The sequence below is a fragment of the Magnetospirillum fulvum genome (assembly GCF_900108475.1).
GTDB lineage: Bacteria > Pseudomonadota > Alphaproteobacteria > Rhodospirillales > Magnetospirillaceae > Phaeospirillum > Phaeospirillum fulvum_A.
Genome location: NZ_FNWO01000007.1, coordinates 133,967 through 155,257, shown reverse-complemented (window position 1 = coordinate 155,257; position 21,291 = coordinate 133,967). Strand labels below are relative to the sequence as shown.

Below are 21,291 nucleotides of genomic sequence, written 5' to 3'. Positions count from 1 at the left end.
TAGCGCAAATCGCAGAATTTCTATAGCGTTCGGGTTGGCTTTGTCGTTCACCGGGGGATCAGCACCGCGCCGGGATTCATCAATCCGTCGGGGTCGAACGCCTGCTTGATCCGGTGCATCAGGTCAAGATCGACGTCCGGTTTGATCCGGACCAGTTCGGCTGCTTTCAACCGGCCGATGCCGTGTTCGGCCGAAATCGAGCCGCCCATCGCCGTGACGACATCGTGGATGATCCGGTTGAGCCGGGGCCATTGATCGAGGAAGGAATCCTTGTCGGCTCCCACCGGCTGGGACACGTTGAAATGGATGTTGCCGTCGCCGATATGGCCGAACGCGACCGGCCGCGCCCCGGGCAACGCTTCCGCCACCGCCGCCGTCGCCCGCCCGATCAGGTCGGGCACATGCGAGGTGGCGACGGAAATGTCGTGCTTGATGCTGCCGCCCTCATGCTTCTGGGCCTCGGGGATCGATTCGCGCAGCCGCCACAGCGCCAGACGCTGGGTCTCGCTTTCGGCCAGCACCGCGTCCTGGGCGGTGCCGTCCTCCAGCGCCTCTTCCAGCACGGTTTCGACCGCCTCGCGCAGGCCGCCCGGCCGCGACGACGACAGTTCGAGCAGCAGCAGCCACGGCGACGCGGTTTGCAGCGGATCGCGCAGGCCGGGGATGTGGCGCACCGCCAGATCGAAGGCAAATCGCGACATCAATTCGCAAGCGGTGACGGCGTCTCCGCTGGCTCGCCGTGCCCGTCCCAACAGGGCCAGCGCCGCCTGCGGGTCGGGCAGGCCGATCAACGCGGTCTGGTGCTCGGCGGGGCGGGGATAGAGCTTCAGCACCGCAGCGGTGACGATCCCCAGCGTTCCTTCCGAGCCGATGAACAATTGGTTCAGTGCATAGCCGGTATTGTCCTTGCGGAGCGCCTTGATCCCGTTCCACACCCGCCCGTCGGGCAGCACCACTTCGAGCCCCAGCACCAGATCGCGGGTCGAGCCATAGCGCAGCACGTTGGTACCGCCGGCATTGGTGGCGATGTTGCCGCCGATCCGGCACGATCCCTCGGCCGCCAGTGACAGCGGGAACAGGCAGCCGACCTCGTCCGCCGCCGCCTGGATCGTGGCCAGGATGCAGCCCGCTTCGACCGTCATGGTGAAATCGACCGGATCGACGGCGCGGATGCGGTCCATCCGCTCGGTCGCGATCACGATCGCCCGCTCCAGCCCGGCGGGAACCGCGCCGCCGCACAAGCCGGTGCGCCCGCCCTGGGGCACCATCGCGATTCCGGCCTCGGCGCAGGCGGTAACCAGGGCGGCGACCTCGGCGGTCGAACCGGGTCGCGCCACCGCCAGGGCCGTCCCGCGGTACAGACCGCGTTCCTCGACCAGATAGGGGGCCATGTCGTCGGGATCGGTGACGAGGTTGCCCGGTCCAACGATTGCGGCCAAATGGTCAAGCTCTCGCATCGGGGCGTTCATCCTCGTGGGGCCGCCGCCCGGCGCAGGCGGTCGTTGATCGCCAGACCCAGCCCGGCATCGGGGATCGGGCGGACGGCGATGCCGGTGAAATCCGGACGATCGAGCGCGCGCAGCATCGCGAACAGGTTGGCGGCGGCTTCGGTCGGATCGCCGCCGGGCGACAGATTGAGGGTCGCCGCGCCGGGACCGAAGCCCAGCAGCGCTTCGCCGGGGGCGGCCTCGGCGGCCTCCAGCCGGACCGGCAGCGCGGGCGCGTAATGGCTGGACAGCATTCCCGGCGCGCGCGGCGTAGAGGAAGACGCGTGGTCCGGGCGGGGGCACAGAGGGCGGAGACCCAGCACCGCCTCCAGCGCGTCCAGCCCGATTCCGCCCGGCCGCAACAGCACAGGCACCGCGCCGGTGAGGTCAAGCACGGTCGATTCGACGCCGACCCGGCAGGGGCCGCCATCCAGGATCATCCCGACCTTGTCGCCCAGCGACTGGGCGACGTGGGCGGCCGTCGTCGGGCTGACCGCGCCCGAGCGGTTGGCCGAGGGGGCGGCGAGCGGTCGGCCGAACGCCCGGATCAGGGCCAGCGCGACCGGATGGTCGGGTACCCGCACCGCGATGCTGTCGAGCCCGGCGGTGGCGAGCAGGGAGATCGGCGAATCGCTTCGTCGGCGCAGCACCAGGGTCAGCGGACCGGGCCAGAACCGCGCCGCCAGCGCCTGGGCCAGCGGGCCGAACTCGACCAAGGCGGCGGCGGCCTCGGCCGATGCGACATGAGAAATCAGCGGGTTGAAGCTGGGGCGGCCCTTGGCGGCGAAAATCGCGGCGACAGCGGACTCGCGGGTGGCGTCGCCGCCCAGCCCGTAAACCGTCTCGGTGGGAAAGGCGACCAGACCGCCTTGGGCCAGCAAATCTGCGGCCTCGGCCAGCCGGTCGGGCGGAATGGGGCAGGGGGGGAACGGGTCGGACATAACGGGTTCGGTATAGCGCAATCCGGCGGCGGAATCCTACTCCTTCGCGCGCATGCCGGGGACCGCCGCGTTGACCAGCGCGCCATAGCGGTCGAACAATTCGGCCCAATCGTGAAACACCGCGAACAGGCCGGTCGACATTTCCTGCGACACCGTTAGCGGGTCGGGCGGCGGCAGCGGCAGGTGGGCCTCGGCCTCGCCCTGGGAGAATTCGACCGCCATCCCGGCGCGGCGAGCCAGCGCCACCATCCCGCGATTGTCGGACAGGCACAGGGTGTAGAGTTTTCCGGCGCGACGATTGCGGGCGAACACCACCGCCTGATTGAGCAATTCCCGCCCCAATCCGCCCGAGCGATGCTCGATATCGACGCTAAGGCCGACCTCGGCGACGGCATTGTCATCGTCGAGGGCAAGATGGGCGGCGGCGATCACCCGCTCACGCAGGACGCCGACCAGGATCAAACCATCCTCGGAGATCGCGGCGACATGGGCGTCGATCCACTCGTCGCTGACCCCGGCGCGGGCGAAGCGCAAATGACGGTCTTCGGGCGATAGCCGTTTGAGGTGGTCGGCATAGGACGACCGTTCGTGCGGGGGAAGCCGGCGGATCAGCATGGTCGTCCCGATGTGATGAAAGGGGCCGTGCCCTTCAGATGGGGGCCGGTCTGGCAAAGGGGAAGGGGAACAACGAAAAGACCGCCGGGCGGGCCGACGGCCTCTCTTCGTGAAGAAGCGGCTAGATCCCCGAGGGGCGGATCGCAGTCCGCCACAACCACTATGGGTTGCGAGTTCCGGCCAAGTCACCGTAAGTGAACTACGGCGGCTAAAGGGTGAAAGGATCAACCTCTCACTCGGTCAGAATGGCTCGATCGTGCGAAAAATGCAACAATTTTGAGCGGGGATTTTCCGTCTGGAACGGTTGTCCAGGCTACACGTGTTGGGGGATCGGCTCGGATCCGCGGGCGACGAAATCGGGATTGAGAAAGCCCGGCTTGGCATAGGCCAGCGGCACGCCGTCAAAGGTCTCGATCGTGCCGCCTGCCGCCCTCAGCACGGCATGAGCGGCGGCGATATCCCATTCGCAGGTGGGGCCAAAGCGGGGGTAAAGGTCGGCCGAGCCCTCGGCGACCCGGCACAGTTTCAGCGACGATCCGGCGAAGTCGAGTTCGGGCTGTTCGAACCGGGCCATCCATCGGGTCAACAGATCGGGCTGATTGTGCGACCGGCTGGTGACGATCCGGACGCCGGTGGTGGGGCGGGGACGGCAGGCGATCGACTGGCGCTGTCCATCGGCATCAACCCGGAAGGCCCGGCCGCCCGCTCCCGACCACAGCAGGCCCGGCACCGGGGCCAGCACCACGCCTGCGACCGGATTCCCGTTGTCGATCAAGCCAATATTGACGGTGAACTCGCCGTTGCGACGGACGAATTCCTTGGTGCCGTCAAGCGGATCGACCAGCCAGAACGGGCGGTCGCTCAGCACCGGCACCCGTCCCGCCGCGACCTGTTCCTCGGCGACGATCGCGAAATCGGGGGTCAGCGCGGCGAGTCCGGGCAGGATGATCGCCTCGGCCCGCAGATCGGCCTCGGTCACCGGCGAGGAATCCGCCTTGTGGCGGACCGCGAACTCCTCGGCATAGATCTCCATGATGGCGGCTCCGGCCTGACGGGCAAGATCCTCCAGGGCGGGAAGCAGGGCAGCGGGCGAGTAAGTCATGATGGGAAAAGAGTAAGCGAAGCCGGTTCGCCGCGCCAGTCATGGTTCCAGTCTCGAACAGGCGCGTTGACCCGGCCCCGGCCCCCGGTGGATGATGCCGGGCAAAGACGGGAGGTGACCGATGCCCACCCAGTGCGGACGATGCCGCGATGGCGAGACCTTCGATATTCCCTTTTCGATGGCATTCCAGCCGGTGATCGACCTGGAATTACGCCGGGTGCATGCGTTCGAGGCGCTGGTGCGTGGCCCCGAAGGCCAGTCCGCCGCCAGCATCCTGTCGCAGGTGACGCCGGAAAACCGCTATGGCTTCGATCAGGCCTGCCGGGTCCGCGCGATCGAACTGGCCGGGCGGCTGGGATTGGACCGTCGCCTCAACATCAATTTCATGCCCAACGCGGTTTATGAGCCCAGTGCCTGTATCCGCGCTACCCTAGCCGCCGCCGAGCGGGTCGGTTTTCCCTGCGACCGCATCACGTTCGAAATCACCGAAGACGAAAGCATCTCCGATCACATCCACCTGTCGCGGATCATTGATTATTACCGCACCCAGGGCTTTCTGGTCGCCCTCGACGATTTCGGAGCGGGGGCCTGCGGCCTCAATCTGCTCGCCAACATCCATCCCGACATCGTCAAGATCGATATCGGTCTGGTGCGGAATTGCGACCGCGACCGCACCCGCCGGGTGATTGTCCAGGCGATGTTGTCGGTGTGCCGCGACCTGGAGATCAAGGTGGTGGCGGAAGGGGTCGAGCGGGCCGAGGAACTGGCGGTGCTGAAAGAGTCCGGCTTGCGCTTCGTTCAGGGATTCCTGTTCGCCCGTCCCGCCTTCGAAGCGCTGACCCCGGACGAGGCGATTGATTTCCGCTGACGGGGGACGGACAAAAGCCGCCCCCCGATCGGCGTTCCGCGATTACAGGGCCTTGGGGCCGCGGGCGATGGCGACGACGCCGGTGCGCGACACGTCGATCAGTCCCAGCGGCTGCATCAGGGTCACGAAGGCATCGACCTTCTCGGTCGCGCCGACCACCTCGAACACAAAGGATTCGTTGGTCGAATCGATCGCGCGGGCGCGGAAGATGTCGGCGATGCGGAGCGCCTCGACCCGCTTTTCCCCGGTCGAGGCGACCTTGATCAAGGCCAACTCGCGCGAGACATGGGGGCCTTCGATGGTCAGATCGTGGACCTTGTGCACCGGCACCAGACGGCGCAGCTGGTTCTTGATCTGCTCGATAATCATCCGGGTGCCCGAGGTAACGATGGTGATCCGCGACAGATTCTCGCGCGCATCGACCTCGGCGACGGTCAGGCTCTCTATATTGTAGCCACGCCCCGAGAACAGGCCGATGACCCGGGCGAGCACGCCGGATTCATTATCGACCAGGACGGAAATGGTGTGGCGGTTGCTGTCTTGAACTGCGTTGGTCAATTCGTAATACCCCTTAGACCAGAACCATGCCGTCCTGTTCGGACCCCGGATTGTCGCGCGAGCGATCTTCCTGTCCCAGCACCATCTCGTTATGGGCCATGCCGGGCATGATCATCGGAAACACGTTCTCGCTGGCGTCGGTGCGCATCTCGACGATGACCGGACGGTTGACCGCCAGCATCTCGGCGATGACGCCGTCCACCTGATCCGGGCGCTCGGCCCGCAGCCCGACCGCGCCGAACGCCTCGGCCAGTTTGACGAAATCGGGGTGATGATCCATGTGGCTTTCCGAGTAGCGGGCGCCGTGGATCAGCTCCTGCCACTGCCGCACCATCCCCATATACTGGTTGTTGAGGATGACGATTTTGACCGGCAGATTGTGCTGAACCAGGGTCGCCATCTCCTGGATATTCATCTGGATCGAGGATTCACCGGCGATGTCGATCACCAGCGCGTCGGGATGGGCGGTCTGGACTCCCATTGCGGCGGGCAGGCCATAGCCCATCGTGCCCAGCCCGCCCGAGGTCAGCCAGTGCAGCGGCAAATCCAGCCGCAGATGCTGGGCCGCCCACATCTGATGCTGCCCGACTTCGGTGCAGATATAGGGATTGCGCGAGCGGGTCAGGTCGTACAGGCGCTGGATCGCGTATTGCGGCTTGATGATCGTGTCGGAGGCGGGATAGCGCAGGCTGTCGGCGCCGCGCCATTCCTCGATCTTGGCCCACCACGCCCGAAGTGCCCGCTCGTCGATCTTGGGCTGACGGGCTTTCCACACCTTGATCATGTCTTCGATGACATGGGCGCAATCGCCGACGATCGACAGATCGACCGCGACGTTCTTGTTGATCGAGCTGGGGTCGATGTCGATGTGGATCTTCTTTGAGTTCGGCGAGAAGGCGTTCAGCCGACCGGTGACACGGTCGTCGAAGCGGGCGCCGATATTGATCATCACGTCGCAATCGTGCATCGCCATGTTGGCTTCGACGGTGCCGTGCATTCCCAGCATGCCGAGGAACAACGGGTCCGATCCCGGAAACGCGCCCAGGCCCATCAGGGTCAGGGTGCAGGGGAAGCCGGTCATCCGCACGAACTGGGTCAGCAACTGACAGGCGGCCAGACCGGAATTGATGACGCCGCCGCCGACATAGAACACCGGCCGCTTGGCGCTGGCGATCAGATCGACCGCCTTTTCGATGGCGCGGAGGTCGCCCTTGACCTGGGGATTGTACTTCGACTTGGTCTTCGACGGCGGCTGATAGAGGCCGCGATTCTGGACGACGTCCTTGGGCAGGTCGATCAGCACCGGCCCCGGTCGGCCCGAGCGGGCGACATGGAACGCTTCGTGCACGGTGCGGGCGAGCTGATTGGTGTCCTTCACCAGATAATTGTGCTTGGTGCAGGGGCGGGTGATGCCGGTGATGTCGGCTTCCTGAAACGCGTCGTTGCCGATCAGATGAGTCGGAACCTGCCCGGTCAGACAGACCAGCGGCACCGAATCGCACTGCGCGTCGGCCAGCCCGGTGACGGCGTTGGTCGCGCCCGGACCCGAGGTCACCAGGACGCAGCCGACCTTGCCGGTCGAGCGAGCATAGCCTTCGGCGGCATGGACCGCCGCCTGCTCGTGCCGGACCAGGATATGACGGATGCGATTCTGCTTGGACAGTTCGTCATAGATCGGGAGCACGGCGCCGCCGGGATACCCGAAAATCACGTCCACGCCCTGATCGACCAGGGCCTTGAGGAGGATTTCCGCTCCGGTCATCGTATCGTGGTGCACCATATCAGCCCCTTGAACTCAAATTAATCCCGCCGCGCCATCGGAGCCCGACGGCACGAAGGGGCACAACCTATCGCCATGTCAAACGGGGGTCAAGCGGAACTGGCGAACTTTCGCAAAGATTGACGTCATCAAACTTTCCGAAAGTTGCGCATCCAACATCATATCCGGCTTGAGTCGATGGCGGACCCAGGTCATCTGGCGTTTGGCATAGGCGCGGGTGGCGCTTTGAGCGGCGGCGATCGCGTCGTCGAGCGAGCGTTCGCCCCGGCAAAAGCCGCCCAGATCGCGCAGGCCCAGCGCCTTCATGATTGGCAGGACGGGGTCGAGGTCGCGCTCGAGGAAGTCGCGGGCCTCGGTGATCGCTCCGGCATCGACCATCGCCACAAAGCGCCCGTCACAGGCTTGACGCAGCCGTTCGCGCGGGGGGGTCAGTGCCAGGGTCAGCCAGCGCGCCGCCACCGCACCTTCGCGCGGTTCGGTCTGCCATTCCGCCAGCGAGCGCCCGGTCGCCGACAAAACCTCCCAGGCGCGGATCATCCGCTGGCTGTCGCCTTGGGGCAGGCGGGCGGCCATGGCGGGATCGGCTTCGCTCAGGCGGCGGTGAAAGTCGGCGTTGCCCAGATCCTCGAACAAGGCGCGGGCTTCGGCGCGGGACTCGGGCGGGATTTCCGGGATCGGCGACAGGCCGTCCATCAGCGCCTCGAGATAGAGCCCGGTGCCGCCGACCACGACCGGCAGACGACCCGCCTCCCAGGCGGCGTAAATCTCGGTGGTGGCGAGATCGCGCCAGCGCGCCGCCGAGCAGGGCTCGGCCGGATCAATCATGCCATAGAGGCGGTGCGGGACACGGGTCAAAGCCCCCGGTCCGGGGCGGGCGGTGAGAATCGGCAGGGCGTCGTAGACCTGCATCGAATCGGCGTTGATGACGACGCCGTCGAAGGCCACCGCCAGCGCAAGCGCCAGTCCCGATTTACCCGAAGCAGTGGGTCCGGCGATTACGACGGCACAAGGAAGAGTCATCAGCGGGGCAGGGTCCGGGTTCGCGGTGGAGCGCTCGGGTCAGCGCGGCGAAGCGACCCGGGGTCGCGTGCCGCATGACCCGGACGCCGGGAGCCGGGCCGCTCCCCCCAAGGGAAACAACCCGGCCGAAGCGTCAGATCCAGCCATCCTGGTTCAGCACTTGGCATTGCGGTTCGTCGCCGCTGCGGGCGCGAACGCGGCCGATCCGAAGGACGGTTTCCCCCTTTTCGGTCAGAATACGCGCCGCTGCGTCGGCCTGATCGGGGGCGACCACCAGGGCCATCCCAATCCCGCAATTGAAGGTGCGGGCCATCTCGGTCGCGGCGACCTTGCCTTCGAACGCCAGCCAGCGGAACACCGGTGGCGGAGCCCAGGCGGCTCCGTCGATCTCGGCGACAACGCCTTCGGGCAGCACGCGGGGCAGGTTCTCGATCAGCCCGCCGCCGGTAATGTGGGCCAGCGCCTTGACGGTTCCGGCGCGGATCGCGGCCAGCGTGCTGGCAACATAGATCCGGGTCGGCTCCAGCAGGGCTTCGCCCAGTGGGCGGGCGGGCGCGAACGGGGCGGGATCGTTATAGGACAGACCGCCGCGTTCGACGATGCGGCGAACCAGCGAGAAGCCGTTGGAATGGACGCCGGACGAGGCCAGACCCAGCACGATATCGCCGGGGGCAACATCGACCAGGGGCAGCAACTGCCCGCGCTCGGCGGCGCCGACCGCGAACCCGGCCAGATCGTAATCGCCATCGGCATACATGCCGGGCATTTCGGCCGTTTCGCCGCCGACCAGGGCACACCCGGCCTGACGGCAGCCTTCGGCGATGCCGGAAACGATCGCCTTGCCTGCGGCGACGTCAAGCTTTCCGGTGGCGAAATAATCGAGGAAGAGCAGCGGCTCCGCCCCCTGGACCACCAGATCGTTGACGCACATCGCGACCAGATCGATGCCGACCGTGTCGTGTCGGCCCGCCTCGATGGCGACTTTCAGCTTGGTGCCGACGCCATCGGTGGTGGCGACCAGGATCGGGTCGGCAAAGCCGGCAGCGCGAAGGTCGAACAGCGCCCCGAAGCCGCCGAGACCGGCAGCGGTGCCGGTGCGGGCGGTCGAACGGGCCAGCGGCTTGATGGCCTCGACCAGGGCCTCGCCAGCATCGATATCGACGCCGGCGTCGCGGTAGGTCAGGCCTTGCTTTTCATCATGCGCGGGAATGGGCTTCCTCGTGGGATTCGGTGTGATATGTTCGGGCCGGAACGGGTTGGCCGAAGATACTTGATCCCGGACGGTTTGCAATGGCTTCTCTCCGGCGCCGTTTCGGCGCTTTGATTCTGTTATGTGTTCTCACCATCGTCGTGACGGGGCCGCGCGCCTTCGCCGCCGATGCCTTTACCGTGCGCGGGCTTGACGTCGATGTCACCGCCACCACCGTCGCCGCCGCGAAGGAGCAGGCGATGGCCGAGGCCGAGCGAACCGGCTTTCGCCGTATGCTCGAGCGGCTGGCCAGCCCTGCCGATCTTGCACGGCTGCCTAACGTCGATGCCCGCCAATACGTCCGCGACGTCGCGGTCGAGCAGGAACGGTCGTCGGCGGTGCGCTATCTGGCGACGATGACGGTGCGTTACAATCCGGTGGCGGTGAAAAAGCTGCTGCGCGAAGCGGGGGTGAAGTTCGCCGAGCCGCGCTCGCGCGCCGTCGTCGTCGTGCCGCTGCTGCGTCCGGCCGGTGGCGGTCTGCCTGCCGCCTGGGACGAACCCAATTCGTGGCGGGCGGCGTGGAGCGGGTTTGCCGGGGGCGGTCTGGTGCCGCTGGCCGTTGCCGGGTCGGTGCCCGACCCGACCGGGGCACCGCCACCGCCGGTCGATCGCATCGTCGCGCTTCAGCCCGATATCCTGGCCGCGATCGGGGCGCGCTATCGCAGCGGCGACGTGCTGGTCGCGCTGGCCTCGGTGGCCGCCAACGGCGCGGTCGAGGTGAGTCTAAGCGGCGGCGGGTCGTTGCCGCGGCCGTTCGACAGCAAGACCTTCACCGCCGAGGGCGGTCCCGAGGCGGCGATGCGTGCCGCCATCGCCGAGATTTCCCAGGGGTACGAGGCCCAATACAAGCAGCAGAACACCCTGTCCTTCGATCATTCCGCCAGTCTGGCCGTCATTGCGCCATTGTCGGGGCTGGGCGATTGGCTTTCCCTGCGCGAGCGGTTGGGGCGGGTGCCTCAGGTCCGGCGGTGGGAGATCGTGTCGTTGACCCGCGACGAGGCGGCCCTGTCGCTCCATGTCGTCGGCGAGACCGAACAGGTTCGTACCGCCCTGGCCTCCGCCGGGCTGACCCTGGAGCAGGTGGGGGGCTTTTGGACCCTGCGGATCGGAGGCGGTCGATGACGAACAGCGAAATCTCGACGGTGGTGGTGACCGGGATGACGCCCGGTCAGCGTCTGCGCTTCTGGCTGACCTGCGCCGTCGTTGCCATCTTTCTGCTGTGGGTTTTGCGCGGCGTGCTGCTGCCCTTCGTCGCCGGGATGGCGGTGGCCTATTTCCTCGATCCGTTAGCCGACCGGCTGGAAGAAAAGGGGCTGTCGCGGACTCTGGCGACAACCGCGATCACGCTTGGTTTCTTCGCGATCTTTATCCTGGCGTTGATGGTGCTGGTCCCGGTGATCGAGCAGCAATCGCTGACCTTCATCGAACGGGTGCCGAACTATGTCCGCGCCCTGGGCGATCGCGCCGGGCCGCTGCTTGACGAATTGCGCCATCGGTTGTCGGTCGAGCAGATTGATAAGATTCAGGGGGCGATCGGCACCTATGCCGGGACGGTGGTCAGCTGGCTGGCCGGACTGGTCCGCGATCTGCTGAAAGGCGGCATCGCCGTGGTCAGCCTGCTGTCGCTGGTGTTCATCACCCCGGTGGTGACCTTTTATCTGCTGCGCGACTGGGACCGGATCGTCGCGACCATCGACGGGTGGCTGCCGCGTCCCCATGCCGAGACGATCCGCGCCGAAATGCGCAAGATCGACCGGACTTTGGCCGGGTTCGTCCGCGGTCAGGCGACGGTGTGCATGACCCTGGCCGCGTTCTACGGTCTGGGACTGACGGTGGTCGGGCTTGATCTCGGGCTGCTGATCGGTGCCGCCACCGGATTGGGGGCCTTTATCCCCTATGTCGGGATGTTGGTCGGGCTGGTGGTCAGCCTGTCTCTGGCCTTGGCGCAAGGGGGCGGCTTGACTCTGCTGGCCGGTGTCGGCGGGGTTTTCCTGATCGGCAATCTGCTCGAAGGCTATGCCCTGACGCCTAAACTGGTCGGCGACCGGGTCGGGCTGCATCCGGTGTGGATCATCTTCTCGCTGCTGGCGGGCGGCGCGCTGTTCGGCTTCGTCGGTATCTTGCTCTCGGTTCCGGCGGCGGCGGTGATCGGGGTGGTGACCCGCTTTGTTCTGCAACGCTATCTGGCCAGTTCGCTTTATCACGGCGGCGAGGCGACGCCCGACCGATGAGCGAGGCACAGCTTCCCCTTGATCTCGGCCACCGACCCGCATTGTCGGCTGGCGATTTCCTCGTTGCGCCGTGCAATGCCGACGCCCATGCCTGGCTGCAACGCTGGCCGGTCTGGCCCGGAGCCGCGTTGGTGCTGACCGGCCCGGCCGGCAGCGGCAAGACCCATCTGGTCCACCTGTTCGGCGCCTCCAGCGGAGCCGCCGTCATTTCCGCCGCCGATTTGACCGTCGAAGCGCCGCCCCGATTGCTGGCCCAGGCCGGAGCGGTCGCGGTCGAGGATTGCGATCAGGCCGCTGCCGCCGGTCGGCTCGACGAGGCGGCCTTGTTCCATCTGATCAATCTGGTGCGGGAAACCCGCGGTCACCTGCTGCTGACCGGGCGCGAGGTGGCGGCGCGCTGGCCGCTGCGGCTGGCCGATCTGATCTCACGGCTGCGGGCGATGCCCGCCGTGGCGATCGGGGCGCCCGACGACGCCCTGTTGGCTTCGGTGCTGGTCAAGCAATTCTCCGACCGCCAGATCAAGGTCGGCGAGGAGGTGGTGAGCTATCTGCTGGGGCGGATGGAGCGCAGCTTCGCCGCCGCCGCTGCCTTGGTCGATAGCCTCGACCGTGCCGCTTTGGCCGGTCAGCGGGCGGTGACGGTGCCGTTGGCCCGCGCCGTTCTCGACGGCGTCACTCCCCCCACGGACGAAGAGGACTGAGCTTTAGTCCGGCGGGAACGCTGGCATGGGCGATGTCGAGGTCCGAGGCGGTGACCGGTATCCGTACCGGACCCGCCGCCAGCGGCAACTCGATCACCCGGCCGCCCGGAGCCGCCTCGGTATAGGACACCAGACGGCTGGCGGTCAGGGTGGCGCGCAGGGCGTTGCCGCGCAAGGGGTTGATCGAAACCAGCAGTACCCGCCGCAGCACCCGGCCCGGCGCGGCATAGGTGATCACTCCCACCGCGCCGCGCGACCACAATTCCTCGTCGGCGACGGCCAGCGCCGCGACCCGGCGGATTTCGGGCTCGAAGGCGAACCCGGCCAGCGGCAGGTCGGTGTCGAACAACCATGATCCATCGGCCAGGGACCAAGCGCTGCGCCGTCCGTCGCGTTCGGTCCAGAACAGTCCGTCATCGCCGACATTGGCCGCGCTGCCCAGGGTGCGAATGGTATAGATGGGGGGGCGGCGCAGATCGACCGGCATTCCGACCGGCCAGGCGTCGAGGCGAATTCGCCCGTTACCGTCGTTGCCGCCATCGGTGCTTTGGCGCAGCAACAGCCGCCGGGGACGGGGCTCGCCCATCACCGGAACGCTGAGTTGGGCATAGGTGGTGTTGGTCATCCGCAGGGTGACGCGACCGCCTTCGTCGCGCATGAGGACGCTCGACCCCCCGCCGAGGACAGCCTCGTCAGGGCCAAGACTGTCGAACAGAGACAGCAGGATGGCGACGATAGCCAGAATCGGCACGGTGACGGCAAAGAAATGAAGGGCGACGATTACCCCACCAAAGAACGGCCATGTGCTGCGCATGCATGATCCCCAGGCGCGGCTGCCCAACCCCGACGCTTCATCACCTTACGACGGGGCGGCATCGCCCGCAACAGGCCCGCGTTGCAACCGCTTTTCTTCGGTTCGTTTCGGGCTCATCCTTTGTTCTGGCAAACGAGGAGCGAGGCGGTGATCGAAGTTCAGAACATCACCAAGCATTTCGGCGCGTTCCGGGCGCTCGACAACGTCTCGCTCCAGGTGCCGAAGGGCAAGCTGGTGGCGCTGCTGGGGCCGTCGGGATCGGGCAAGACGACGTTGTTGCGGATTCTCGCCGGGCTGGACGCCCCCGATCACGGACGGGTGATTCTGGATGGGATCGAGGCGACCGGGCAGAAGGCGCGCGACCGCGGTATCGGCTTCGTCTTCCAGCATTACGCCCTGTTCCGCCATATGACCGTCGCCGACAACATCGCCTTTGGCCTGACGGTGCGGAAAGGCAAGGACCGGCCGCCGCGCGCCGAGATCGACCGCCGCGTCGCCGCCTTGCTCGATCTGGTGCAACTCAGCGGTCTGGCCGGGCGCTATCCCACCCAATTGTCGGGCGGACAGCGCCAGCGCGTCGCCCTGGCCCGCGCTCTGGCGGTCGAACCCCGTCTGCTGTTGCTGGACGAGCCGTTCGGCGCGCTCGACGCCCAGGTGCGCAAGGAACTGCGCCGCTGGCTGCGCCGCCTCCATGACGAACTGGGGCTGACCGGGGTGTTCGTCACCCACGATCAGGAAGAAGCGTTGGAGGTCGCCGACGAGGTGGTGGTGATGAACAAAGGCCGGATCGAGCAGATCGGCACCCCCGCAGAAATCTACGATCAGCCCGCGACTCCGTTCGTGTTCGGCTTTCTGGGCCATGTCAACGCCTTGCCCTGTCGGGTCGAGGGCGGCACCGCCTGTCTGTTCGGCCGTGCGGTCGGAGTGGCCGCCCCGGATGGCGAGGCGATCGCCTTTGTCCGGCCGCACGAAATCGGTCTGGGTCTGCCGGGTGCGGCCCAACCGCAAGCGTCAGTCCGTCAGATTTCGGTGCTGGGGCCGGTGGTGCGGATCGACCTTGACCTGCCCGAGGGCACGACACTCGAGGTCGAAGCCAGCCGCGACGCCTTTTCTCAACTGGAGATCGACCGAGGATCGGCGGTTTCGGTGCTGTTGCGCCGGGTGCGATTTTTCGTCGGCGAGGCAGGTCCGTGGGAGGGGGATGCGGGATGATTCTTCGCCTGCCATCGCATTTTTAGTTGCGGCAACCGGAGGGCGGAGCTATATAGTGCAGTGCAGCAAAGACGTTGGCGCGAACCTGCGCCGCTCGTCTTTCCTGGACGTTTCCTCCCTGACCTTGGGCCGCGCGGGCAACCGTGCGGCCTTTTTTTTGGGTGCGTCTTGCCGGTGGCATTCCGCCGGTATGCACCGCTTTGTGCCGGTTTCCGAGGGCACCATTTTAGCCGCCGACCAGGCGATACCCGACGCCGTGGACGGTCAGAATGATCGCCGGTTGACGCGAATCCGTCTCGATCTTGCGTCGTAACCGTCCGACCAGAACGTCGATGGTGCGGTCGATCACCGCCTCGCCGTCGTGCTGGGTGAGGTCGAGCAATTGATCGCGGGTCAGCGCGCGACCGGCATTGCGGGCCAGCGCGGCCAGCACGTCAAATTCGCCCCGGGTCAGGCGGATGCTGTCTCCGGCCGGGGAAAACAACTGGCGGGCATCGCAATCGAGTTTCCAGCCGGAAAAAGAATACACACCCGAGGCGGAGCGCTCGGCGGCCATCGTCGGGGCAACCCGTCTTTGCAGGTTGCGGACCCGGACCGCCAGTTCGCGCGGGTTAAACGGCTTGGTGATGTAATCGTCGGCCCCGATTTCCAGCCCGACGATCCGGTCGGTTTCGTCGTGACGCGCGGTGACCAGGATGATCCCGACCGAGGATTTTGCCCGTAATTCGCGCGCGAGGATCAAGCCGCTTTCGTCGGGCAGGTTGATATCGAGCAGGACCACGTCGGGGATCGAGCGGGCGACCATCGCTTTCATGTCGCGGGCATCGCCAGCTTCGCTGACTTGAAAGCCCTCGGCAATCATGTAGGCTGCTAATTTGCTTCGGGTTACCGGGTCGTCTTCGACGATCAGCACATGGGCTTTGGCCTGCACGGCTAAATCTCCCATAAAAGCATTCATGACTCATTTACATGGTATTCTCCGTTAATTCAATCGTTGACGTAAATTCATTGTGATCGATGGCGTATAAGGGTTGATGTTTGTGCTGAGGACGTCAAAAGCCGAACAGAACAGCAACCAATGGAAGATATCGGTGTCAGAATGAACGCCAATTCATCCGATCGCGGAAGCAGCCTAACTATAGCGAGATTGTCCCCTATTCTGGGGGCGGTCATGGTTGTCCTGGTCTGGTCTGTCGGAGCCGATGGACTGGTTCGAACCGACGGCGGTTTGCCCCTGCATCCCCTGCTGGGACTGTCGTTCAATCCTGTCGAGCTTTCCCAGGCGATTTCAATTGTTCTGCTGGGCGTCGGCATTGTCGGCATCGCGACGATTCTGACGATTCTGCTCCGTCGTCAGCGCCGTCTTGACGCGCTGTTGCGGATGCGGGGCGCCGATCACACCATTGCCAGCCGATCCGAGCGTGTCGCGGTCATCGTGCCCTCGGGGGCCATCGCGGCGGCGCGCCAGCGTCTGGCCGAGTGTCTGCATGATGCCGATGCCGCCTTGATCGTCGATCCCTTGCCGGAAATCGTTGCCGATCCGGAGCTGCTGGCCGAAATCTTCACCCGACTGATCGGCAATGCCGTGCGTTTCCGCTCACCGCTCCGGCGTCCGGTGGTTCATGTCTCGGCCCTTCGCGACGGGGCGATGATCGACTTTCGTGTCCGCGATAACGGCCTGGGGCTTGACCCCGCCCGCGCTGCCCGATTGTGCGAAATCCTGCGCCACCCCGGCAAAAGCGGGGGAGGGATCGGGATGGGCCTGACCGTGGTCCGTGGTTTGGTCGAACAAATGGGCGGACGGATCTGGGTTGATCTGATTCCGGGGCAAGATGGAACGACCTTTGGTTTTTCCCTGCCGTCTCCGGTTCATCCCCATCGCCGGGCGGATGACTATCGCCCAGTCTGATCTTGCCACCGGTTTGACCGGCCGGGATCAGCGGATCGGCGTTGTCGGCGGCACGAATCCAATCAGACGGTCATTTCCCTCGTTATAAGGTTGGGCATAGCAGGTCGGTCGGGCCAGCGTGCTGTAGCAGTAAATCTGCGGCGGCGGCGGCGGCTTGCCGACCCAATCGCGGCAATAGGCTTCGCCCCGTTCGGCCCGAGGGCTGGAGCAATCCTTGTCGGTGATCCAGCCATAGATGTGATCGACGATCGACTTGTGCGTTCCCATCAGGCTGATCGCCTCGAAATGCATCAGGGTGTAGGGGTCGGGCAGGGGCTTGGGCGCCGATCCGAACCCGGTCGATGTCAAGTAGTAGCATCCCCCCAGCGGGAGGAGCAGAACCAGCGATGCCAGGGGAACGAGTCTTGACACCATTTCCCTGATCCCATCCAAAATATTCCTGTGTATTGTGAGGGGGGATCGGTGCCGAATCAATGGGCAGTTTCTGCCGATGAGGAGGGCAGGGTCCGACGCTGAAGAACAGGGAGCAGAACAATGGCGGTGGAAACTCCGACCGGCAGCTTGGGAGCCGGGATTCAGGATTTTGCGTTGCCCGGCACGGATGGGCGAGTCTGGTCTCTGGCCGATATCGCCGGTCCGCGCGGCACCCTGGTGGTGTTCATGTGCAACCATTGTCCCTATGTGCTGGCGATTATCGACCGTCTCAACCGCGATGCCGCCGACCTGAAGCAACTCGGGATCGGGGTGGTGGGGATCAACGCCAACGATGCCGCGACCTATCCCGACGATTCGTTCGACAATATGGTGGCGTTCGCCCGCCAGCATGGTCTGGTTTTCCCCTATCTGCACGACGAGTCGCAGCAGATCGCCCGGGCCTATGGCGCGGTGTGCACCCCGGACTTTTTCGGTTTCGACGCCGGGGGCGTGCTGCGCTATCGTGGCCGCCTGGACGCGTCGGGGCGACAAGCCGGACCGACCGATGCAAGGCGCGAATTGGTCGAGGCGATGCGCTTGGTTGCCGAAACCGGCGAAACTCCGGCCGATCAGGTTCCCAGCATCGGTTGCTCGATCAAATGGCGGGCGGAGTGATCCGCCCCGGCGTTTGAGACTTAAGGCCATACGAACCGGGGTTTGCCAAGACCGCCGTCGCGGACTATGTTACGGCGCGGCTTGTCTGTGTGCCGCGTTCCCCCCATGGAGAGTCTTTCTTGACCGAGAAGCAGCAGCATGATGCCGCCGCCGACCTTCTTATCAAGGAGGTTGACGAGGATCTGAGGCACGAGCAACTGACGAACCTGTGGAAACGCCATGGGATTTTCGTTGTTGGCGTGGGTGTCGCCGCCGTTCTTGCCGTCGCTGGCTGGCAGGGCTGGCGGGCCTGGGACGGACAGCAGCGCAAGGAATCCTCGCAGCGCTTCCACGAGGTCGCTTCTCTGCTCGAACAGGGAAAGCGCGATCAGGCGATCGACGAACTGACCCGACTGGCCGTCGATGGCGCGAGCGGATACCACTTGCTCGCCAATCTGCGTCTGGCCGATCTGCGTCAGCAGCAGGGCGATATCGCCGCTGCCGCCGCGATCTATAGCGCCGTTGCCGCTGACAGTTCGGCCGAGGCGGTCTATCGCGATATGGCGACGATCCGGGCCGGATATCTGACCCTCGATTCCACCGATCCGGCTCAGTTGGACAAGATGATGGAGCCGTTGGCGGTCGAATCGAGCTCGTGGCGTCACTCCGCCCGCGAGCTTCAGGCTTTGGCCGCGCTGCGACGGGGCGATAAGCCCCGTGCCGCCGAACTGTTCGCGCGCTTGGCCGAAGATGCCGCCGCGCCCGAGGGCATGCGCACCCGCGCCGCCGAAATGCTGGCCGTCACCGGCCAGGCCGATCGGGGCTGACCGTGATGACCGCCGCCGTCTTCCGCCATTCCTCGCCGCGCCGCGCGCCGCGTCTTGCCTTTGCCGGAGCTCTCGCGGCCTCGATCGTCCTGACCGGCTGCGATACGGGTTGGCTGGGAGAACGGTCGGCACCGCCCTTGCCGGGCAAGCGTATCTCGGTGCTGTCGCGTGAAAAGCAGATCGAGCCGGAAATCTCCGGCCCGGTCGCCAAGGTCGTTCTGCCGCCGCCCGAAGCCAACGAAGATTGGCCCCAGGCCGGGGGCTATTCCAACCACGCCATGCAGCACATGGTGGCGGAGGGCGAGCTTCAGGAAGCGTGGTCGGTCAATGCCGGCAGCGGGTCGAGCAAGCGCCGCCGTCTGCTCGGTCAACCGGTGGTCGCCGAGGGGAAGGTGTTTACCGTCGATGCCGCCTCGCAGGTCAGCGCCTTTAACGCTGAAACCGGCAAGCGGCTGTGGGGAACCGATACGATCCCCAGCGACAATTCGAACGTCTATACCAGCGGCGGCATCGCCTATGACGAGGGACGAGTGTTCGTCGCCACCGGGTTCGCCCAGGTGGTCGCGCTCGATGCCGCTTCGGGCCGCATCCTGTGGCGGCAGACGGTGTCCGGGCCGATGCGCGGTGCGCCGACGGTGCGCGGCGGGCGCGTCTTTGCCGTCACCGTCGATAACCAGACTCACACCCTGGCCGCCGAAGACGGTACCGTGCTGTGGACCCATTCCGGCATTACCGAGGCGACCGGCCTGTTGGCGGGCAACAGCCCGGCGGTCGATGGCAACATGGTCCTGGTGCCCTATTCCTCGGGCGAATTGTTCGCGCTTCGGGTCGATACCGGCGTGCCGATCTGGCAGGATTCGCTGGTGACGATCCGCCGCACCGAGATCATCGGCGCGTTGATGGACATTCGGGGCCGTCCGGCGATTGATCGCGGTCGGGTCTATGCCATCAGCAACGGCGACATGCTGGTCTGCCTCGATCAGAAGACCGGTCGCCGCCTGTGGGAAAAGGAAATCGGCGGGGTCGAAAGCCCCTGGGTTGCCGGTGATTATCTGTTCCTGCTGACCAACAACAACGAAGCGGTCGCGGTCGAAGCCAAGACCGGCCGCATCGTCTGGGTCACCCAGATGCAAAGCTGGGAAGACCCCAAGGACAAAGATGGCCGCATCATGTGGTCGGGGCCGGTTCTGGTTTCCGACCGCCTGATTCTCGGCAGTTCCGACGGCAAACTGGTGTCGCTGTCGCCCTATACCGGCGACATGCTCGGCTGGGAGAGGGCGCCCGATGGGGTCAGCATCGCTCCGGTCGTGGCCAACGGCACCTTGTATTTTCTCACCGACGAAGCCGATCTCGTCGCTTATCGCTGAAAACTGAGACCGCATGCCTTTCACCGTTGCCATTGTCGGACGCCCGAACGTCGGCAAGTCCACCCTGTTCAACCGCCTCGTCGGGCGTAAGCTCGCGATCGTCCACGATCTGCCCGGAATTACCCGCGACCGTCGCGAAGGCCGCGCCAGCCTGATGGGGGTCGATTTTCTTGTTGTCGATACCGCCGGTTTCGAGGAACTGGGCGGCGACAGCATCGAAGCGCGGATGCGCTTCCAGACCGACCGCGCGGTGGAAGAGGCCGACGTCGCCCTGCTGCTGATCGACGCCCGCGCCGGGGTGACCCCGCTTGATCGCCATTTCGCCGACCATCTGCGTAAGGCAAAGACCCCGGTGATCCTGGTCGCCAACAAATGCGAGGGCAAGGCGGGGGCTCCCGGCCTGTACGAAGCCTATGGGCTGGGGATGGGCGAGCCGGTGCCGGTGTCGGCCGAGCATGGCGAGGGAATGTACGAATTGTTCGAGGCGTTGATGCCGCACGCCCAAAAGGCGGGCGTGGTGCTCGACGAAGAGGACGAAGACGAGTTTCCGCCGTTCCCCGACGAAGCCGCCGACGCGGTAGCCGAGGATGAAGCCGAACCCGATCCCGGCCGTCCGCTGACGATGGTGATCGTCGGCCGCCCCAATGTCGGCAAATCGACCCTGGGCAATCAGTTGCTGGGCGAAGAGCGCCTGCTGACCGGTCCCGAAGCCGGTCTGACCCGCGATGCGATCGGCGTCGAATGGACCCATGCCGGGCGAGCGGTCAAGCTGGTCGATACCGCCGGTCTGCGCCGCAAGGCCAATATCTACGACGCGGTCGAGAAGCTGTCGGTCGCCAATACCCTGGAATCGATCCGCCGCGCCGAAGTGGTGGTGTTGGTGATGGACGCCGCCCAGATTCTCGACAAGCAGGATCTGACCATCCTACGCCTGATCGCCGACGAAGGCCGCGCCCTGGTCGTCGCCGTCAATAAGTGGGATGTGGTCGAGAATCCCCAGGTGGCGCTGGGTCGCCTGCGCGACCGGCTGGAGACCTCGGCGCCCCAGGTCAAGGGCGTCCGTACCGTGACGATTTCGGCGCTGAACGGGCGCGGCATCTCTCAATTGATGGATGCGGTGGTCGATAGCTGGGCGGTGTGGAACCGCCGCATTCCGACCGCGCAATTGAACCGCTGGCTGGCCGAGGTGATCGAGCGCCACCCGCCGCCCGCGCTGCCCGGCGGTCGCCGTTACAAGATCCGCTACATCACTCAGGTCAAGGCCCGGCCGCCGACCTTCGCGCTGTTCGCGACCAAGCCGGACGAACTGCCTGAATCCTATGTCCGCTATCTGGTCAACGGCCTGCGCGAGGCGTTCGACCTCAAGGGCGTGCCGATCCGCCTGTTCGTGCGCGGCGGGCGCAATCCCTATGCCGATAAGGGGGCCTGACTGGCCTCCTTTGGGGTGTACGGCCCGGCGGTTCCGGCAACCGATCCTTGATCTTCCTTTTGTCACTTCCCGATCGTCCTGGTTCGGTTATCCTGGACGGATGTGACAGGG

General features: G+C 65.7%; 21 protein-coding genes. 10 read left to right on the top strand and 11 right to left on the bottom strand.

The annotated features are described in order from the left end of the window. Positions 1-47 precede the first annotated feature (47 nt). The 4 genes from BLW40_RS10245 to cysQ all read right to left on the bottom strand — a co-directional run bounded on the left by BLW40_RS10245 (position 48) and on the right by cysQ (position 4,145). On the bottom strand, positions 48-1,457 hold the full coding sequence (locus tag BLW40_RS10245) for an FAD-binding oxidoreductase (protein ID WP_244511127.1): 1,410 nt from the start codon (positions 1,455-1,457) through the stop codon (positions 48-50). An 8-nt stretch (positions 1,458-1,465) separates the two neighbouring features. Then, positions 1,466-2,428, bottom strand: a complete 963-nt coding sequence (locus tag BLW40_RS10240) for an L-threonylcarbamoyladenylate synthase (protein WP_074768199.1) — start codon at positions 2,426-2,428, stop codon at positions 1,466-1,468. Between the two features lie 36 nt (positions 2,429-2,464). After that, on the bottom strand, positions 2,465-3,043 hold the full coding sequence (locus BLW40_RS10235; protein WP_074768197.1) for a GNAT family N-acetyltransferase: 579 nt from the start codon (positions 3,041-3,043) through the stop codon (positions 2,465-2,467). A gap of 313 nt (positions 3,044-3,356) precedes the next feature. Then, the gene (gene cysQ / locus BLW40_RS10230) at positions 3,357-4,145 is read right to left on the bottom strand and encodes a 3'(2'),5'-bisphosphate nucleotidase CysQ (RefSeq protein ID WP_074768195.1); all 789 of its coding nucleotides are present in this window, start codon (positions 4,143-4,145) and stop codon (positions 3,357-3,359) included. A gap of 121 nt (positions 4,146-4,266) precedes the next feature. Here cysQ and BLW40_RS10225 point away from each other — a divergent pair, with 121 nt between their 5' ends. Continuing rightward, a complete protein-coding gene (locus BLW40_RS10225) occupies positions 4,267-5,013 on the top strand; it encodes an EAL domain-containing protein (RefSeq protein ID WP_074768193.1) in 747 nt (248 codons plus the stop codon). A 42-nt stretch (positions 5,014-5,055) separates the two neighbouring features. Here the strand turns inward: BLW40_RS10225 and ilvN are convergent, their stop codons facing one another. The 4 genes from ilvN to purM all read right to left on the bottom strand — a co-directional run bounded on the left by ilvN (position 5,056) and on the right by purM (position 9,554). Further along, positions 5,056-5,571 (bottom strand): acetolactate synthase small subunit, encoded by a 516-nt coding sequence (ilvN, locus tag BLW40_RS10220; RefSeq protein ID WP_074768191.1) that lies wholly within the window; start codon positions 5,569-5,571, stop codon positions 5,056-5,058. 13 nt (positions 5,572-5,584) lie between these two features. Beyond that, the gene (locus BLW40_RS10215; RefSeq protein WP_074768189.1) at positions 5,585-7,351 is read right to left on the bottom strand and encodes an acetolactate synthase 3 large subunit; all 1,767 of its coding nucleotides are present in this window, start codon (positions 7,349-7,351) and stop codon (positions 5,585-5,587) included. A gap of 78 nt (positions 7,352-7,429) precedes the next feature. Next, positions 7,430-8,371 (bottom strand): tRNA (adenosine(37)-N6)-dimethylallyltransferase MiaA, encoded by a 942-nt coding sequence (gene miaA, locus BLW40_RS10210; protein ID WP_074768187.1) that lies wholly within the window; start codon positions 8,369-8,371, stop codon positions 7,430-7,432. Between the two features lie 133 nt (positions 8,372-8,504). Beyond that, positions 8,505-9,554 carry a phosphoribosylformylglycinamidine cyclo-ligase gene (gene purM, locus BLW40_RS10205; protein ID WP_074768312.1) on the bottom strand — a complete coding sequence of 350 codons (1,050 nt, stop codon included), beginning with the start codon at positions 9,552-9,554 and terminating at the stop codon, positions 8,505-8,507. 107 nt (positions 9,555-9,661) lie between these two features. Here purM and BLW40_RS10200 point away from each other — a divergent pair, with 107 nt between their 5' ends. The 3 genes from BLW40_RS10200 to BLW40_RS10190 are packed head-to-tail and all read left to right on the top strand — an operon-like array spanning position 9,662 to position 12,554. Continuing rightward, positions 9,662-10,744 carry a DUF2066 domain-containing protein gene (locus BLW40_RS10200; RefSeq protein ID WP_074768185.1) on the top strand — a complete coding sequence of 361 codons (1,083 nt, stop codon included), beginning with the start codon at positions 9,662-9,664 and terminating at the stop codon, positions 10,742-10,744. Beyond that, positions 10,741-11,853, top strand: coding sequence for an AI-2E family transporter (locus BLW40_RS10195; RefSeq protein WP_244511125.1), 1,113 nt, complete (start codon positions 10,741-10,743; stop codon positions 11,851-11,853). Before BLW40_RS10200 ends, BLW40_RS10195 begins: the two co-directional genes overlap by 4 nt. Continuing rightward, positions 11,850-12,554 (top strand): HdaA/DnaA family protein, encoded by a 705-nt coding sequence (locus BLW40_RS10190; protein ID WP_074768183.1) that lies wholly within the window; start codon positions 11,850-11,852, stop codon positions 12,552-12,554. Before BLW40_RS10195 ends, BLW40_RS10190 begins: the two co-directional genes overlap by 4 nt. Here BLW40_RS10190 and BLW40_RS10185 read toward each other — a convergent pair. Next, a complete protein-coding gene (locus tag BLW40_RS10185) occupies positions 12,526-13,368 on the bottom strand; it encodes a hypothetical protein (RefSeq protein ID WP_074768181.1) in 843 nt (280 codons plus the stop codon). The two genes, BLW40_RS10190 and BLW40_RS10185, sit on opposite strands and share 29 nt — an antisense overlap. A 147-nt stretch (positions 13,369-13,515) precedes the next feature. Between BLW40_RS10185 and BLW40_RS10180 the strand changes: the two genes are divergently transcribed. After that, complete coding sequence (locus BLW40_RS10180; RefSeq protein ID WP_074768179.1) at positions 13,516-14,580, top strand: sulfate/molybdate ABC transporter ATP-binding protein; 1,065 nt, start codon at positions 13,516-13,518, stop codon at positions 14,578-14,580. A gap of 226 nt (positions 14,581-14,806) precedes the next feature. Here the strand turns inward: BLW40_RS10180 and BLW40_RS10175 are convergent, their stop codons facing one another. After that, entirely contained in the window at positions 14,807-15,511 is a 705-nt protein-coding gene (locus BLW40_RS10175; RefSeq protein ID WP_083386736.1) for a response regulator, read from the bottom strand. 240 nt (positions 15,512-15,751) lie between these two features. On the opposite strand from BLW40_RS10175, the gene BLW40_RS10170 reads away from it, so the two are divergent. Beyond that, positions 15,752-16,489 (top strand): ATP-binding protein, encoded by a 738-nt coding sequence (locus BLW40_RS10170; RefSeq protein WP_074768177.1) that lies wholly within the window; start codon positions 15,752-15,754, stop codon positions 16,487-16,489. 27 nt (positions 16,490-16,516) lie between these two features. On the opposite strand, the gene BLW40_RS10165 is transcribed toward BLW40_RS10170, so the two are convergent. Then, positions 16,517-16,903: a hypothetical protein gene (locus BLW40_RS10165; protein ID WP_074768175.1), complete on the bottom strand. Its 387-nt coding sequence runs from the start codon at positions 16,901-16,903 to the stop codon at positions 16,517-16,519. A 120-nt stretch (positions 16,904-17,023) separates the two neighbouring features. Between BLW40_RS10165 and BLW40_RS10160 the strand changes: the two genes are divergently transcribed. The 4 genes from BLW40_RS10160 to der all read left to right on the top strand — a co-directional run bounded on the left by BLW40_RS10160 (position 17,024) and on the right by der (position 21,180). Continuing rightward, positions 17,024-17,578 carry a thioredoxin family protein gene (locus BLW40_RS10160; RefSeq protein WP_074768173.1) on the top strand — a complete coding sequence of 185 codons (555 nt, stop codon included), beginning with the start codon at positions 17,024-17,026 and terminating at the stop codon, positions 17,576-17,578. A 119-nt stretch (positions 17,579-17,697) separates the two neighbouring features. Continuing rightward, a complete protein-coding gene (locus tag BLW40_RS10155) occupies positions 17,698-18,384 on the top strand; it encodes a tetratricopeptide repeat protein (protein ID WP_074768171.1) in 687 nt (228 codons plus the stop codon). Between the two features lie 5 nt (positions 18,385-18,389). Continuing rightward, a complete protein-coding gene (locus tag BLW40_RS10150; protein ID WP_074768169.1) occupies positions 18,390-19,751 on the top strand; it encodes an outer membrane protein assembly factor BamB family protein in 1,362 nt (453 codons plus the stop codon). 13 nt (positions 19,752-19,764) lie between these two features. Then, on the top strand, positions 19,765-21,180 hold the full coding sequence (gene der / locus BLW40_RS10145) for a ribosome biogenesis GTPase Der (RefSeq protein WP_074768167.1): 1,416 nt from the start codon (positions 19,765-19,767) through the stop codon (positions 21,178-21,180). The last annotated feature ends 111 nt before the right edge of the window (positions 21,181-21,291 follow it).